At 34.5% G+C, this 16,166-nt stretch carries 16 protein-coding genes; 9 read left to right on the top strand and 7 right to left on the bottom strand.

From position 1 onward, the window contains the following. Position 1: 1 nt before the first annotated feature. Positions 2–1,111, top strand: coding sequence for an LptF/LptG family permease (locus MKS83_RS13075; protein WP_240583191.1), 1,110 nt, complete (start codon positions 2–4; stop codon positions 1,109–1,111). Here MKS83_RS13075 and MKS83_RS13070 read toward each other — a convergent pair. Continuing rightward, on the bottom strand, positions 1,105–1,818 hold the full coding sequence (locus MKS83_RS13070) for a biotin--[acetyl-CoA-carboxylase] ligase (protein ID WP_240580055.1): 714 nt from the start codon (positions 1,816–1,818) through the stop codon (positions 1,105–1,107). The genes MKS83_RS13075 and MKS83_RS13070 overlap by 7 nt on opposite strands. 86 nt (positions 1,819–1,904) lie before the next feature. On the opposite strand from MKS83_RS13070, the gene rsfS reads away from it, so the two are divergent. The 6 genes from rsfS to MKS83_RS13040 all read left to right on the top strand — a co-directional run bounded on the left by rsfS (position 1,905) and on the right by MKS83_RS13040 (position 8,093). Then, a complete protein-coding gene (gene rsfS / locus MKS83_RS13065) occupies positions 1,905–2,273 on the top strand; it encodes a ribosome silencing factor (protein ID WP_100377340.1) in 369 nt (122 codons plus the stop codon). A gap of 16 nt (positions 2,274–2,289) precedes the next feature. Next, entirely contained in the window at positions 2,290–4,302 is a 2,013-nt protein-coding gene (gene ftsH, locus MKS83_RS13060) for an ATP-dependent zinc metalloprotease FtsH (RefSeq protein WP_100377339.1), read from the top strand. Positions 4,303–4,436: 134 nt separating this feature from the next. Then, positions 4,437–5,018: an LUD domain-containing protein gene (locus tag MKS83_RS13055; protein ID WP_240580054.1), complete on the top strand. Its 582-nt coding sequence runs from the start codon at positions 4,437–4,439 to the stop codon at positions 5,016–5,018. A 25-nt stretch (positions 5,019–5,043) separates the two neighbouring features. Next, the gene (locus MKS83_RS13050) at positions 5,044–5,928 is read left to right on the top strand and encodes a phosphatidate cytidylyltransferase (protein WP_240580053.1); all 885 of its coding nucleotides are present in this window, start codon (positions 5,044–5,046) and stop codon (positions 5,926–5,928) included. Further along, positions 5,925–6,578: a phosphatidylserine decarboxylase family protein gene (locus tag MKS83_RS13045; RefSeq protein ID WP_240580052.1), complete on the top strand. Its 654-nt coding sequence runs from the start codon at positions 5,925–5,927 to the stop codon at positions 6,576–6,578. Before MKS83_RS13050 ends, MKS83_RS13045 begins: the two co-directional genes overlap by 4 nt. Before the next feature lie 186 nt (positions 6,579–6,764). Continuing rightward, positions 6,765–8,093 (top strand): peptide-N-glycosidase F-related protein, encoded by a 1,329-nt coding sequence (locus tag MKS83_RS13040; RefSeq protein ID WP_240580051.1) that lies wholly within the window; start codon positions 6,765–6,767, stop codon positions 8,091–8,093. A 50-nt stretch (positions 8,094–8,143) separates the two neighbouring features. Here MKS83_RS13040 and MKS83_RS13035 read toward each other — a convergent pair whose 3' ends face one another. From MKS83_RS13035 to MKS83_RS13020, 4 genes are all read right to left on the bottom strand, one after another. Further along, entirely contained in the window at positions 8,144–8,491 is a 348-nt protein-coding gene (locus MKS83_RS13035) for a DUF1801 domain-containing protein (protein ID WP_240580050.1), read from the bottom strand. Positions 8,492–8,513: 22 nt separating this feature from the next. After that, on the bottom strand, positions 8,514–10,352 hold the full coding sequence (locus MKS83_RS13030) for an ABC transporter ATP-binding protein (RefSeq protein WP_240580049.1): 1,839 nt from the start codon (positions 10,350–10,352) through the stop codon (positions 8,514–8,516). A gap of 52 nt (positions 10,353–10,404) precedes the next feature. After that, entirely contained in the window at positions 10,405–11,328 is a 924-nt protein-coding gene (locus tag MKS83_RS13025; protein WP_240580048.1) for a M28 family peptidase, read from the bottom strand. 208 nt (positions 11,329–11,536) lie between these two features. Further along, positions 11,537–11,926 (bottom strand): DUF4293 family protein, encoded by a 390-nt coding sequence (locus tag MKS83_RS13020; RefSeq protein ID WP_100377331.1) that lies wholly within the window; start codon positions 11,924–11,926, stop codon positions 11,537–11,539. Positions 11,927–12,071: 145 nt separating this feature from the next. Here MKS83_RS13020 and rho point away from each other — a divergent pair, with 145 nt between their 5' ends. Next, on the top strand, positions 12,072–13,886 hold the full coding sequence (gene rho / locus MKS83_RS13015; RefSeq protein WP_240580047.1) for a transcription termination factor Rho: 1,815 nt from the start codon (positions 12,072–12,074) through the stop codon (positions 13,884–13,886). A 53-nt stretch (positions 13,887–13,939) separates the two neighbouring features. Here the strand turns inward: rho and MKS83_RS13010 are convergent, their stop codons facing one another. Next, positions 13,940–14,893 carry a hypothetical protein gene (locus MKS83_RS13010; protein ID WP_240580046.1) on the bottom strand — a complete coding sequence of 318 codons (954 nt, stop codon included), beginning with the start codon at positions 14,891–14,893 and terminating at the stop codon, positions 13,940–13,942. A 163-nt stretch (positions 14,894–15,056) separates the two neighbouring features. Here MKS83_RS13010 and MKS83_RS13005 point away from each other — a divergent pair, with 163 nt between their 5' ends. Then, positions 15,057–15,653, top strand: a complete 597-nt coding sequence (locus tag MKS83_RS13005; RefSeq protein WP_240580045.1) for a superoxide dismutase — start codon at positions 15,057–15,059, stop codon at positions 15,651–15,653. A 50-nt stretch (positions 15,654–15,703) separates the two neighbouring features. Here MKS83_RS13005 and MKS83_RS13000 read toward each other — a convergent pair whose 3' ends face one another. After that, positions 15,704–16,123 carry a DUF6146 family protein gene (locus MKS83_RS13000; protein ID WP_100377328.1) on the bottom strand — a complete coding sequence of 140 codons (420 nt, stop codon included), beginning with the start codon at positions 16,121–16,123 and terminating at the stop codon, positions 15,704–15,706. Positions 16,124–16,166: the final 43 nt, after the last annotated feature.

Below are 16,166 nucleotides of genomic sequence, written 5' to 3'. Positions count from 1 at the left end.
GATTACAATTATAGATAAATATATTATCAAAAAATATCTTGGGACATTCAGTTTCATGCTGATATTGTTGTCTATAGTTGTATTGGTAATCGATGTTCAGTCAAAGATTCCCAGGATACAGAGTGCAACAGAACTGGATCCTAAACTAAACGTGACTTATTTTTTGATCCATTTTTATCCGTTCTGGATTATCAATCTGGTCATGACGTTTCTGTCTATTCTGGTCTTTATTTCAGTGATTTACTTTACCTCAAGAATGGCAAATAATACAGAGATTGTTGCCGTAATAAGCAGCGGGGCTAGTTTTCACCGTTTTGCAAGACCCTATTTATTGACCTCTGTTTTCATTGCAGGGATTTCCCTTGTGATTAATCATTTCGTATTACCTTGGGCAAATATTAAGAAAAATGAGCTCGAAGCTTATACTTACAATGCCAGAAATAAGGAAAAAGTATTGGGAACGGCACCTGCTTCGGCCCAAATAAGCCGTACAGAATATATTTTCGTTAATTCCTGGAATAAAAGAGAGCAAAGAGGTTCCGGATTTATTTTTCAAAAGTTCGATAAGGACAGAAAAATGATTTACGAACTAAAAGCTTCAGATGTATATTGGGATAAGGATAAAAAGCAGTTTGTTCTTAATAGTTATCTTGAAAAAACAATAAATAAAGACAATTCAGAAAAGCTTGGAAATGGTGCTGAATTAAGAAAAAGCTATGGACATAGCCCGGAAGAGCTCTTTCCGAATGAACTTTTAGGACAAAATAAGACAACTCCTGAGCTTCTGAAATTTATTGCCAGAGAGAAAGAAAAAGGAAACAGTAATTTAAATACCCATTTAAATGAGCTCTATCAGAGGACTTCAATGCCTGTTTCTATTATTATTCTTACGTTTTTAGCGCTTTCATTATCTTCCCAGAAAAAAAGAGGAGGGTTAGGAATTAACCTGGCCGTCGGGATTTCTTTAGCCTTTGTTTTTGTTTTTTCCTTTGAAGCGTTAAAAGTGGTGTCTGAAAATAAAAGTATGTCGCCGATTCTGGCAATGTGGTTTCCCAATATTGTCTTTTTCCCTCTTGCTGCCTATTTATATCTTAAAAGAGCTAATCAGTAAAGAAGCTTTATTTCTTTGTGGTAAAAAGATTGTAGTCCGCTTTCAAGTTCAATCCAGAGTTCGCCTTTTTCATCCGCATGTCTTATAATGCCATTTTGTCTTTTTTGGTTGAGCTCAAAAACCGAAATTTGATCCTTTCGGAATAAATAGCTGTTGAATTGATTCAGAATTTCTTGTTCTGAAGGAATGTTTTGAAGTTTTTCAACCAAAAAATCATGTAAGTTTAAAGTAAATTGATTAATATCAAAATGCTTTCCTGTCTGCGTTAAAAGGGAGCCTGCATTGGATATTTCGTCAAATTTTTCCTGCAGGATATTGAATCCGGCCCCAATGATGAAATAATTATTTTGATTAATTTTCTTCTTTTCTATTAAAATTCCAACGATTTTTTTATTTTTAAGGATGATATCGTTTGGCCATTTTATCTCTACTTTATTTTCAGTCAGATTGGCAAGAAAATCTCTAATGATAATTGCGGTATAATAATTGAACATAAAATCTGAAACCAAAATGTTTTGGATCTTTACCGCCAGTGTATAAGCTAAATTTTTCCCTGCAGTCGCAGCCCATGTATTTCCGTACTGTCCGCGACCCTGAGTCTGATTATAGGTGTGCACCGAAATAAAATCTGAGTGATCATAAAGTAAAAACTTTGATATTTCGTCATTAGTAGAAGAGCATTCTTTTAGATAGAATAATTGGCTCATTTAAGAAAACTTTAAGACATTAAGGGGGTAAAAGTAAGGCTAAAGTAAAAGAAAAACAATAAATTTGCAGATTATAGTATTTTTTAATGAATAAAACAGCAGAAAAACAAGAATTATTAGATAAAATCGTTGAGGCTATCCAGGATGTAAAGGGTGAAGATATTATGATCTTTGATCTTTCCAATATCGAAAACTCTGTAGCTGAGACATTTGTAATATGTAGCGGAAACTCGAATACACAGGTTGCTGCTTTGGCAGGAAGTGTTGAGAAAAAAGTAAGAAACGAGCTTAAAGAAAGACCATGGCATGTAGAAGGTACAGAAAATGCAATGTGGGTTTTGGTAGACTACGTTTCTGTGGTGGTTCACATTTTCCAAAAACAAGTACGTGAGTACTATGATATTGAGGAACTTTGGGGAGATGCCAAAATCACAAAAATTGAGAATGAATTTTAAATTTTAAAAAGTATAAATGAACAATAAGGGATTTAACTGGTTTTTTCCAATAATAATCATTGCTCTTTTGTTATTCGTGGGCTCCAATTTCTTAGGAGGAGACGGTGCAAAATCTATGGATGAAGATGCTTTCTTCAGAGAAATGCAGGCGGGAAAAGTTCAGAACATTATAATTTATAAAGATACTGAAAGAGCGGATGTATTCCTTACAAAAGCGGCGAAAACAGCAACAGTGGACAAGTCAAAAGAAAATGATCCTCTTGCTGCCTTTTCAGTAGCTCCAAAAGCTGATTTTACAGTTAAATATGGAGATCTTCAGCTTTTTTTACAAAAATTTGATCAGGTAAAGGCTGCTAATCCGGCTTTAGCAACTACAAAAGACTACGGAACAGGAAAAAACCCAATGATGGAAATTCTTGTTCAGGCACTAATCTGGATTACAATCTTAGGAATATTTTATTTCTTCCTTTTCAGAAAAATGGGAAGCGGAGGTGGACCCGGAGGTCAAATTTTCTCTATCGGAAAATCTAAAGCTAAACTTTTTGACGAAAAAGAAAGAATACAGGTAACCTTCAAGGATGTTGCGGGATTAGAAGGAGCAAAGGAAGAAGTACAGGAAGTGGTAGATTTCTTGAAAAACGCTGAAAAATATACAAAATTAGGGGGTAAAATTCCTAAAGGGGTACTTTTGGTAGGGCCTCCGGGAACAGGTAAAACTTTATTGGCAAAAGCTGTTGCCGGTGAAGCTAAAGTACCTTTCTTCTCACTTTCAGGTTCAGATTTCGTGGAAATGTTTGTTGGGGTAGGAGCTTCGAGAGTAAGAGATTTATTTGCTCAGGCTAAAGCAAAATCTCCTGCCATTATTTTCATCGATGAGATTGATGCAATTGGTCGTGCAAGAGGGAAAAACAATTTCTCAGGCGGAAACGACGAGAGAGAAAATACATTGAACCAGTTGCTGACTGAAATGGATGGTTTCGGAACCGATACGAATGTTATCGTAATGGCTGCAACCAACAGAGCGGATATTTTGGATAAAGCTTTAATGAGAGCAGGTCGTTTTGACCGTTCCATTTATGTAGACCTTCCGGAACTGCATGAAAGAAGACAGATTTTTGATGTTCACTTGAAAAAAATCAAGCTTGATGATAATGTAGACAGAGAATTCTTGGCAAAGCAAACACCTGGATTCAGTGGAGCGGATATTGCAAATGTTTGTAATGAGGCAGCATTAATTGCTGCAAGAAATAATCATACTTCGGTAACGAAACAGGATTTCCTTGATGCTGTAGACAGAATTATTGGTGGTCTTGAAAAGAAAAATAAAGCAATCAAACCATCAGAAAAAAAGAGAGTAGCTTATCACGAAGCTGGTCACGCTACTATTTCATGGTTGGTTGAGCATGCTTCACCATTGTTGAAAGTAACAATTGTGCCGAGAGGACGTTCATTAGGGGCAGCTTGGTATTTGCCTGAAGAAAGACAATTGACAACAACCGAACAAATGCTGGACGAAATGTGTGCAACATTAGGAGGTAGAGCTGCAGAACAGGTTATTTTTAACAATATCTCTACAGGGGCGCTTTCTGACCTTGAAAGTGTAACGAAGAGAGCTCAGGCAATGGTTACGATTTATGGTTTGAGTCCGAACATCGGTAATATTTCTTATTATGACAGTTCAGGCCAGTCTGAATATTCTTTCGGAAAACCTTATTCTGAAGAAACGGCGAAAAAAATCGATATTGAAATTAAAGCAATTATCGAAAATCAATATGACAGAGCGGTTCAGATTCTGACTGAAAATAAAGATAAACTGGATGCCTTGGCAAACAAACTGTTGGAAAAAGAAGTCATTTTCCGTGAAGATTTAGAAGAAGTATTCGGAAAAAGAGCTTGGGATCCGGAATTAACGGAAAAGCCTGTAACAAATACTATTCCTAATGGGAAAGAAAATACAGAAGAAATAGAAATTAAAGATAAAGAAGAGGAAAGCGAAATTCAGGCTCCTGAAAGCTCTTCTCAACTATAAAATCTTAAAAAATAAATAAGTTTAAACCTGGCAACTTTAAATTGTCAGGTTTTTTCATATTTATAACCATATTTTTGGAATCTATTATGATTTATTTTCTATTTTTGTATAAAGTTGACTAAAAATAGATTAAGTTGAATTTATTCAAGAAGATTGTAAGCAAACTTACCAACCAGCCTGAGGAAGAGGATAAACAGAGCCTGGAGAAACTTGGAGATTCGTTGAAAAATGCGGATCTTGATTATAAGTTTGCGCAATTGTTTACGCATTCGGGAGGTTTTTTTAATTATTGTGCAGATGAAGGAGAAGCGTTACAAACTTTAAATCAAATCATTAAAATAGAAGGGATTACCAATCTTTTTTGCTGGGATAAAGAGCTTCAGAATTTTTTAAATGTTGTAAAGGCTCCTTATACTTCTGATCTGGAATCTTCTAACGACTGTGCTTTTATTACCTGCGAATATCTTATTGCTTACGACGGGAGAATAATGCTGTCCCATAATAATATTCTTCATTATCACTCTTCAAGGTTACCAAGCAAAATTATTATCATTGCCAATGTTTCTCAGATAGTGAATAATCTCAATGATGCGATGGGAAAAATCAAAAGAAACGGTAACATCAAAAATCTGACTTCAATCAGCGGTAATCAATCGAAAATGGATACTTCTTCTAATTCTAATACGAAGTTGTTTTTATTGCTGCTTGAAGATTAAGCATCAACTTTCTAAATTTTAAATTTTGGACAAAAACCTTATTCAACGAACCCTTTCCGGAATTGTATATGTTGCAATTATTGTTTTATGTGTTACTCCATTGGGAGCGAAACTGATTAATTCTATTTCTCCGGATCTGGTTAAACAGCAATATCTTTATTACGGACTGATTACATTTTTAATGCTGGTAGGAACCTGGGAATGTGTAAAAATTGTACAGTTTGGCAACGGATATGAGAAGTGGGTGGTGCTGCCTCTTATTGCGTTTATTTTTTATCTCTTTTCTAAGCGATATTTTAACTATGGTTTCTTTTTTGATTTCAGATTGAGCGAAATATTGGCGATTGTTCTAATTTTAATCGCAGTGGTTACCTTATTTAAGTTTTCAAGTGAATTATACTATGACAGCGGAAAACTGATTTTTACAGTGATCTATATAGCTCTCCCTTTCTCTTTCGCATTGGGACTTCCGAAATTTACCTCTTACGACGATACATTTTCTTTAGAAGTGCTATTTCTTTTTATTTTGATATGGAGCAGCGATACTTTTGCTTACTTAACCGGGAAATTTTTCGGAAAACATAAAATGGCTCCTAAAATCTCTCCTAAAAAAACATGGGAAGGCTATATTGGTGGAGTAGTACTGACATTGGTTTTATCTTATTTTATAGAACATTATCATCCTGATCTTCGGGGGAACTGGATGATCGTAGGTTTTTTGGTGGCTGCATTCGCTCCATTGGGAGATTTGGTGGAAAGTCAGCTGAAGAGAAATTTCGGTGTAAAAGACAGTGGAAATATCATTCCGGGGCATGGTGGAGTATTAGATAGGCTGGATAGTTTTTTAATCTGTGTTCCTGTCGTATATTTGTACTTTATTTTAGCTAAATTTATTTATATAATCTCATGAAATTACACAAAGAGTCGAAAGGAACAATTACAGTAGCTACCCTATTGTTCGTCATATTAGGCGTATTAGCTATTTATTTCCTTAAAATCTGGTCGTTACTCATTATTCTGCCTTTGTTGGTAATATATAGTTTGGTATTTTGGTTTTTCCGGGTTCCTGATCGTAACATTTTAGATCACAGAGAAAATGTGATAGCGCCGGTTGACGGTAAGGTGGTGATGATCAAAGAAGTGGATGAAGATGAATTTATTAAAGGAAAAGCAATTCAGGTTTCTATCTTCATGTCTCCGCTAAATGTTCATATTTGTAGATATCCTGTATCAGGAAACGTAATTTACAAGAAATATCATCCTGGAAAATATCTGGTTGCTTGGCACGAGAAATCTTCCACAGAAAACGAAAGAACAACAGTTGCTGTCGAAACTTTAACCAATCATAAAGTGGTTTTCAGACAAATTGCAGGATATGTGGCGAGAAGAATTGTTTTCTATTGTAATGAAGGAGATGCAGCAAAAGCGGGACACGAATTTGGATTTATCAAATTCGGGTCAAGAATGGACGTTTTCCTACCTATGGATACTGAAATCATTTGTAAGATAGGTGATATTACCAAAGGAGGTTTAGATGTGATCGCCAAATTAAAAGATTAATATTTATCAAGATATTAAAAGACTGTTTCGAAGGAAGCAGTCTTTTTTGTTTTAATAAGTTTGATTTATTAAAATGTAAATTACATTTAGGCAAATTGTATTTTTTAATATATTTAAATGTTTAACCTTGTTTATTTTTCTTTTAAATTGTATTTTTGGTGCGAAATCATAAATTAAATTTTAAAAATGAAAAAAGTTCTACTTTCCTTAATACTTTTTGTTGCATTTTTGAAAATACAAGCACAAACTACTATTAACGTATTTTCACAGGTTGTTTTTTACGACGGGTATGCGGCAAATGTTTCCAATCCGGTTCCGGCAAATACCATTCGATTGGCGAATTACAGATATGCCAGAAAACTAAGTGATACTGAACTGAATTCTTTTCAGAATAAAATTCAGATGAATGTAAATATCGGAGCGCTCTGTGATAATTATGACCGAATAGGAGGTGTACATATTGCTTTAGTTCCTAAAAATCAGACAACTTATACATTGAGTGATACAGGAGTGAAAAGATTTGAAATAGGGAGGTATATTACTCCCTTCATGAATAAAAATATTTCTCCAACTACAGTTCCGTACACTTATGAAGTAGATAATCTGTATGCGGTGTTCAGTAATGTAACTTTACGAAATACATATGATATTTATGTAGAACTTGATGTTTTCGGGGTTCCTTATGCAGCAAATACTCAGGTTGCAGGTTGCTCCGGAAGAAATGATGTTTTTGAAGGAACGCTAAGTTTTGTCACCTATAATGATCCTTCAGTTACTACTTCGTATAATAACCTACTTCCGTTATTAGATTCCAATGAATTGAATAACTATAATAATACGGACCAAGCCGGGGAAACAGTAAGGTTGGTTAATTTTAATGTAAATCAAAGTACGGATAACGCTAAGTTTTTCATTATTTCCACACCCCATGGAGCCAATACTAATGGAGAGGAATATGTAAGAAGGGAAAATCAGGTTTCATTAGATAATGCACAGGTATTAACCTTTACTCCGGGTGGAAAATCATGTGAACCGTACCGAATGTATAATACGCAAGGAAACGGAATATACGGAACATCCGTAAAAACTACGGCCTGGTGGACTTCCTGGAATAACTGGTGTCCCGGAGATTCCGTCCCAATCAGAAGTTTTACATCTCCTACACTTACTGCTGGAAGTCATGTACTAAAGTACGAAGTTCCGACTGCTGTTTTTTACGGGCAGGATGGGAGGATAGTTCTTTCTATTTATATGCAAAGCAATAATCAGCTTTTGTCTGTGAAAGATGTTTCTACCATAGATGTGTCAATTTATCCTAATCCTACTGCAGATTTTGTAAACATAAAATCGGATAAAAAAGTGAAGAATATTTTTGTCTATTCTTTGGACGGAAGAAAATTAAATGAGGTAAAAGATTCTAAGGTGGATATGACTCCGTATTCTGCCGGGATATATTTGCTGGATATTACGTTGGAAGGAGGAACCCAATTTAAACATAAGATCATTAAGAAATAACCTAATATCGGTAAAAATAAATGAGAGAAGTCAAAATGGCTTCTCTTATTTTATTTAATATGCTGTTTTACTTCTTTAATAAGGTTTAAAATGAAGTCTAAAGGCAAATCTTCATTCCCATCGATTAAAAGGATTTTAAACTTCTTTCTGCCTTCCTGTAGCAATAATGGATGATCTAGTTTATCCCCATGATAAAAACTTATATAATGCTGCTTATGTTTTTTGCTATAATACAAATAGCACAGCATTTTCTTTTTATACTTAAAAAACGGCAATCCAAAGCTTAATGTTTCCGTGATATTGTCTGGATCAGATTCGAGGATCTTTTTGCGTAAAAAAAGAAGAGTACTTCTTTCAGGCTCATCGATTCTGTAGAAGTACTCTTGTATAGGATTCATTTTTAAAATGATTTAAATATTTCTAATCAAAGTTTTGAAGCTCAACCAATTTGTGATACACTCCTCTTTTGGCAATAAGATCGTGATGAGTTCCCTGTTCCATAATATCACCTTTTTCCATTACCACGATCCAATCCGCTTTCTGAATTGTTGAGAGACGGTGGGCGATTACTAAGGATGTTCGGTTTTCCATCATTTTTTCCAACGCATCCTGAACAAATCTTTCGGATTCTGTATCCAATGCTGATGTAGCTTCATCCAGAATCATAATTGGTGGATTTTTCAATACAGCTCTCGCAATAGAAACCCTTTGTTTTTGACCTCCGGAAAGTTTTCCGCCGTCGTCTCCGATATTGGAATCATATCCATCAGGAAGATTGGTGATGAATGAGTCTGCATTAGCGATTTTCGCGGCTGAAATTACCTCTTCTCTTGTCGCGTCAGGTTTACCCATCAAAATGTTATTATAAACAGTATCGTTGAATAAAACGGACTCTTGAGTTACCATTCCTAGTAACTTGCGGTATTCTTTCAGTTTTAAATGTTTAATATTAACTCCATCAATTAAAATTTCGCCTTCGGAAACATCATAAAATCTGGCTAAAAGGTTCGCAATGGTTGTTTTTCCACTACCACTTTGTCCGACAAGCGCAACAGTTTTTCCTTTGGGAATACTTAATGAGAAGTTTTTAAGAATAGTATGGTCTTTATCGTAATAGAACCCAATATTATTAAATTCAATAGCATTATTCAGGGTAGAAATTGAAACAGGTTCTGCTACCTCATCAATTTTTACATCTGCATCAAGGATTTCTAAAACTCTTTCAAGGGATGCTTCACCCTTTTGGACATTGGAAATAGATTGAGATAAACTTTTAACAGGAGGTAAAATTTGGAAGAAAATACCTAAGAAAACAAGGAAATCTGCTGGAGAAATACTTTGTTCTACAATAATTTGTTTTCCACCATACCAGGCGATGATTAAGAATGTCACTGAGCCTAGAAACTCACTCATTGGCGATGCAAGCTCCTTTTTTCTTCCCAATCTTATGGAACTGTTGATCCATCTTTGCATAGACTGCATGAATCGGTTGTCCATTATTTTTTCTGCACTGAAAATCTTAATTACTTTTGTAGACTTCAATGTTTCATCTACAATAGAGAAAATGGTTCCCATTTCGTTTTGCGCTTCATGAGAATCCTTTTTTAAGCTTTTTCCTATCAAGGCAATCATTGTTCCCATTACAGGCAATACCAAAAGTGAAAAAAGAGTCATTTCTGTACTCAGGAAGAATAGTGTTACCAATGTACTGATCAACATAAATGGCGCATTGATCAATTCTACCAAACTTCCCAAAATATTTCCTTCTACTTCACCTACGTCGTTTGACATACGCGACATTAGATCTCCTTTTCTGCTTTCTGTAAAAAAAGAAACCGGCAAAGAAAGAATCTTTCTGTACATAGCTCCACGAAGGTCTTTGGTAACTCCTACACGATAATTGATCAGTAAAAATGAGCCCAAATATCTGAAAAGGTTTCTCAGTAGAAACATAAAAGCAGTTCCTACACACAGCCAGGCTAGTACCTTAAGCGCTCCATAATCTGTCACCAAAGTCTGAACGTAATAATTGGCATATTCTTTTATGTAAGAAAAAAAGTCTAAAATTTTTCCCGAATAAACAGGTGGATGACTGTATTTTTTAGCCTCAATGGTTCCGAAAAGCATTCCCAGAACCGGCAAAATTGTTCCTAACGAAGCAATTTGAAATACAGAATACAACAAATTGAAAAATAAACTCCCATAAATGTATTTCTGGTGTGGTCTTGCGAATTTTAAAATTTTTTGATACTTATTCATTCAATGAAAAAATTGGATAGCAAAATTACATAATTTAAACGATAAGACGTTTTTAATTGAAATTTACTTTGTCGTTATATTTCGGATTGAAATTTTTGGGATTTATTTTCTTTAAAGTCTGACCAAAATTATTGATAATTTGAGTCAGATTCTCAAAATCAACTACATGTAAATCATCGCTTTCATTATGATAATGAGAAGCTTTTGTCATATCAACTGTTGAAAAAGAATGGGCAATAATTTTCTTTTTAACGAAGTTTACGTTATCAGATCTGTAAAATAGTTGCTCTGAAGCGTAAGGATCCGGATTGATTTTTAAACCATTTGCTGCATTTTTGTTGAACAATTCATCTAAGTCAGAAAATTCGTCACCCGTCATGAATAAAGCATTTTTTCCGAACTGGGATTCTGTAGCCACCATTTCAAAATTGAAAAGAGCGGTCATATTGTTATAAATTTTGTCTAATGCTTTATCTTCAGATATTGCTCTGGAGCCAAGCATTCCCTTCTCTTCTCCGTTAAAAGCCATAAACACCATGGAAAACTCAGGCTTTTCATTTTTAAAATAATCTGAAATTCCTACCAGTGTGGTAATTCCGCTCGCATCGTCATCGGCTCCGTTGTAGATATTATCCCCGCTTTTATTGCTGGTTCCTATATGATCAAAATGTCCTGAAAAACCAAGGTATTTATCTGTCTTTCCCTTTTTTACTCCGCAAACATTATAGACTGTTTTTCCTTTATAATTAAATGGAACCAGGTAAGAATTTCCCGTGCAATATTCCAGATTGTTTTCTTTGAAGAGTTTAGCTATGTAATTGGCCGCGTTTTCATTTTCCTGGGTTCCGATTTCACGACCTTTCATTTCATCTGAAGCCAATGTAGCCAGAATGGTGTTGATTCTTTCCTTGGAAACTTCCTGTGCAAAAGAAAATATGGAAAAAAGTGAAAACGTTAAGTAGGTTAGTTTTTTCATTGTATAGATTTATAGATAATCTGTCGCACATTTATTGAAAATGTTGCATGTGAATTTCTATTTTCCTCAAATTGCATCGATTTCACAAATACTTATCTCATGATATTATAAATTTTAAAAGAAAAATAGGCACAATAATCTGTGGGAATATCTATAAAAAAACAGCTCCTAAAAAGAAGCTGTTCTCACTCAAAAAATCGTTGTAAGGTTATCGAAGTCTGTCTACAGATTTTACGAGCCTGTCATCTTTCTTGATGTAAATATTTGCAATAAACAAACAGATCATCGCGATCAATGGAAAAATTGGCTCAATACCCTTCTCAGGAAAATGAACTCCTCCGGATAATTTTAGTAACCAGTAAATCAATATACCAATCAACAAAGCGTTTATAATGATGCTGATGGTATTCAGCAAAATTTGTCTTTTTCTGTTTTTAAAGCTGAATACACTCAGCAATCCAACCAAAACAAGTACGATACAGGCAATATTAAGTACAGGAAAACTGTCAGAAATGATAACATCTTGCCCTGTAACGAACAGAAACACAGCAGCCAAAACTGCTAAAAAAGTCCATATGGTCTGTATTCTTTGTAGCATTGAATATTAAATTCTAGGCAAAAATAATATAAATTTTGCACAATTCAAAAATAAGTGTAGATTTGCATTATACGAATGTACTTGAAAACAACAGTCACCGGACTTACTTTTCTTACTCACAATTAATTACATTTTTACATTAAATATGTTTAACATTGAAACGTTAAGGTCAAAATCCGTAACGGACTTGACTAAAATCTTAAAAGATTTAGGCGTTAAAGTTGCAAGAAACAGCAATGAGAATGATAAAATCTTTGCTATTCTTGACTTTCAGGCTTCCAACCCTAAAGTTGCTAAAGATTATTTCAACGCCACAGAAAGTAGCATGACTACTGAGGAACCTCCTGTAGAGAAAGCAGTAAAGGCTCCAGCAAAGAAAGCAGCTCCTAAAAAGGCTGCTCCAAAACCTAAAGCAGAAGCAAAACCGCAGATTGAAGGAAAGGCAGAAGAAAAAGAAATTGCTGTGGAGGAACCAGTAAAAGAGGAACCAAAAATAGAAATCAATACTGAGGATACTCCTAATGAATCTGCTCTTGCAGCGAATGCTAAGAAGAAAAGAAAACGAGTTCCTTCCGCTAATGCAGGCAATTCTGAAAATCCTCAGGAAAAAACAGAAGTTTCAAACAGTACAGAATCTCCAGAAACTGCTTCCGCAGACGAAAAGCCGACTTCTCCTCAACATCAGGCTAGATCTCAAAAAGGTCAAAATCATCCGCAAAACAACGGAAACCAGCATAAAAATCAACAGCACCATAATCAACATCAAAATCAGAATAAGCAACATCAGCAGCATTCTGAAAGAAATGATGAACATCAACACCAGGAACCGAAGAAGGAGTTCAACTTTGATGGAATGGTAAGTATTGAAGGAGTCTTGGAAATCTTACCGGATAATTATGGTTTTTTACGTTCTTCAGACTTTAGTTATATCTCTTCTCCGGATGATGTATATGTTTCTACTGCACAGATCAGAAATTTCGGATTAAAGACAGGAGATACTGTAAAAGGTATTGTAAGGTTACCAAAAGAAGGTGAAAAGTATTTTTCTTTATTAAGACCTACTGAAGTTAACGGACGTGATCTTGCTTTTATTAAAGACCGTGTTGCTTTTGAATATTTAACACCGCTTTTCCCTGAAGAGAAATTTAATCTGGCAGGAAGCGGATCTACAATTTCTACAAGAATTGTTGATTTGTTTGCTCCCATTGGGAAAGGACAAAGAGCAATGATTGTTGCCCAGCCAAAAACAGGTAAAACAATGTTGCTGAAAGATATTGCCAATTCTATCGCAGCTAATCATCCTGAGGTATATATGATGGTTCTTCTGATTGACGAACGTCCGGAAGAAGTTACCGATATGGAAAGAAGTGTAAATGCGGAAGTAATTGCCTCTACATTTGATGAAGCGGCAGACAAACACGTGAAAGTGGCTAATCTAGTTCTTGCTAAGGCACAAAGAATGGTAGAATGCGGTCATGATGTAGTTATTTTATTAGATTCAATTACAAGATTGGCAAGAGCTTATAATACGGTTACGCCTGCTTCAGGTAAAGTATTATCAGGAGGAGTTGATGCCAACGCTCTTCATAAGCCGAAAAGATTCTTTGGGGCTGCAAGAAAGATTGAAGGAGGCGGATCTTTAACAATTATTGCAACAGCACTTATTGATACAGGTTCTAAAATGGATGAAGTAATCTTTGAAGAATTCAAAGGAACGGGTAATATGGAACTTCAGCTGGACAGAAAAATTGCAAACAGAAGAATTTATCCTGCCATAGATTTAGTAGCATCCAGCACCCGTAGGGATGACCTTCTTTTGGATGAAGTAACTTCTCAGAGAATGTGGATTTTAAGAAAATATCTTTCTGAAATGAATCCTATAGAAGCTATGGAATTTGTAGATAAAAATATTAAAGGAACTCTGAACAATGAGGAATTCCTTATGTCTATGAATAAGTAAATTAATTTAATATTGTTAAGAAAAAGCACAAACCTTAGAAGGTTTGTGCTTTTTTATTTTTTAATCGGATTTAAAATTCCTGTTTCAAGAATTAGTTCATTGTTTTTTGCAGTAAACTGATCTGTTGAAAGTATAGGAAATGTTTTCTTTATATTTTCCTGTTCAGAATGCACAGTATTATTATGAAGTGTTTTTACCTTTTCAAAAGTGACAGGCTTTCCGTTGATCAGTATATTTTTTTGGATTATTTTAATATAAGGAATATCTTTATAATAAATATAGTCTGAATCCTCTTTGAATCTTGGTTTTTCAGCGAAATCAATAGTATATCTGTACTGCTCCAAAAATGATAGTATATTTTTATTCATCCTTATTTTCTTTCCCGGAAATGCAAGAGATCCTATGGTTGCTATGGTATGAGATTTCAAATCTTCAACAGTCATTGTTAGCCAGGTATGCTCGTACTTTCCCCAGCTGAAATAGGTTTTATCAATATCAACATTTTGAATAGATGTACCCGGTACGTAACCATCTTTTTTGATCGTTATTCTATAATTTCCTTTATTCCATCCAATGGGGTTTCTTACACTGATGAAATCTCCTTCCGTGTCAGAACTTATATAATATCCAGTAGTTTTTAGAGCATTTTTATTCCTTTCATTCCATCTGGAAAAGATACCGTTAAATGGAATGTAGTTTTCCTGTTGATTGGTTTTAAAATCAATCCCGTCTCCTTTGGATTGTAGCCCTGAGTAGATAGGGATTTCGTTGAATTCAAGATTCAAGGGTGCAATGTAGAAATAATAATTTTTAGGGATATAATTTTTCACTTCTATATCTATTGAAATTGACTGAAAATTTTCCACATCCTCTTTCAATTGATAAAAGGTGTTGGTGTAATGCAGAGGAGGCAGGATTATGTTATCTGCAGGTTTGGATTGTGCCTGCAAAATTTTGCAACTGCTTATTAAAAGTATGGTGAGAATACAAGTTATTCTGGTGTTCATGATCACAAATTTAAAGATGTTTTTGTGGCATTAAATATTTATTTAAAATTAATTCCTTCTAAATCAATATATCAATGTTAAAGATTTATTAAAGTAATCTTCATTTTTTGAATATAGGTTAAATTATGGCTAAATTTGGATTAATAACATTAAAAATAAAATTATGTCATTTGAATTACCAAAACTAGGATATGCTTATGATGCATTAGAGCCGACTATCGATGCAAGAACTATGGAAATCCACCATACAAAGCACCACCAAGCATATATCGACAATTTAAATAATGCAATCAAAGGTACTGATCTGGAAGGAAAAACAATAGAAGAAATCTGCCAAACAGGTACTGATAAACCAGCGGTAAGAAATAATGGTGGAGGTCACTTCAACCACTCTTTATTCTGGGAAATTCTGACTCCGGGTGGAAGTAATGAGCCTGTAGGAAATGTAAAAGCTGCTATCGAAGCTTACGGAGGTTTTGAAAAATTCAAAACTGATTTTTCTGATGCTGCTAAAACAAGATTCGGTTCAGGATGGGCTTGGTTGATAAAAAATTCTGACGGCTCAGTTTCTGTTTCTTCAACTCCGAACCAAGATAATCCTTTAATGCCTGTAGCAGATGTAAAGGGAACTCCGGTTTTAGGACTTGACGTTTGGGAGCATGCTTACTACTTAAATTACCAAAACAGAAGACCTGACTATGTAGCAGCATTTTTCTCTGTAGTAAACTGGGATAAGGTTGAGGAATTATTCAACAAATAATTTCTTAGTATCATAAAAAAAAGGTTCAGAATAATTCTGAACCTTTTTTGCTATCTGATAACATCAGCTCCGGAAAGCCCGTTCATGCGAAGTTTATATTTCCAGCTGACATAAGCAAAAACCTGGTAGAGTTTATATTCGAATTTAATTCCGTAATTTTCTTTCGGATCGTAATCAATAGACGATTCGATAATGTTTCTGTATTTTCCTGAGTAGTAATAGGAATTCCATTCGTTAACTAAAAAAGTATTTTTTGTTTTCAAATAAGATTCTGAATATTGGCTTATCGGTTTTGCAACCGCATTTAAAAAATAATCAAATTGAGTATCTAATACAGTTAGATCCCATTCTCCATCTTCATTTTTTGAAGGCTTCATCTCAGATTTTTCCTTATTATTTCTAGTTTCAGTTTGCGCTATACAACTGAAGGGTAAAAGTGAAATAATTATAAGTAAAATTATATTTTTCATATATATAAACTTACATAAAAAAAGCACTCAAAATGAGTGCTTA

The organism is Chryseobacterium sp. Y16C (assembly GCF_022488405.1).
GTDB classification, from domain to species: Bacteria; Bacteroidota; Bacteroidia; order Flavobacteriales; family Weeksellaceae; genus Chryseobacterium; species Chryseobacterium geocarposphaerae.
Note: the sequence above shows the minus strand (reverse complement) of the source record. Positions and strands in the feature narration are given on the sequence as shown.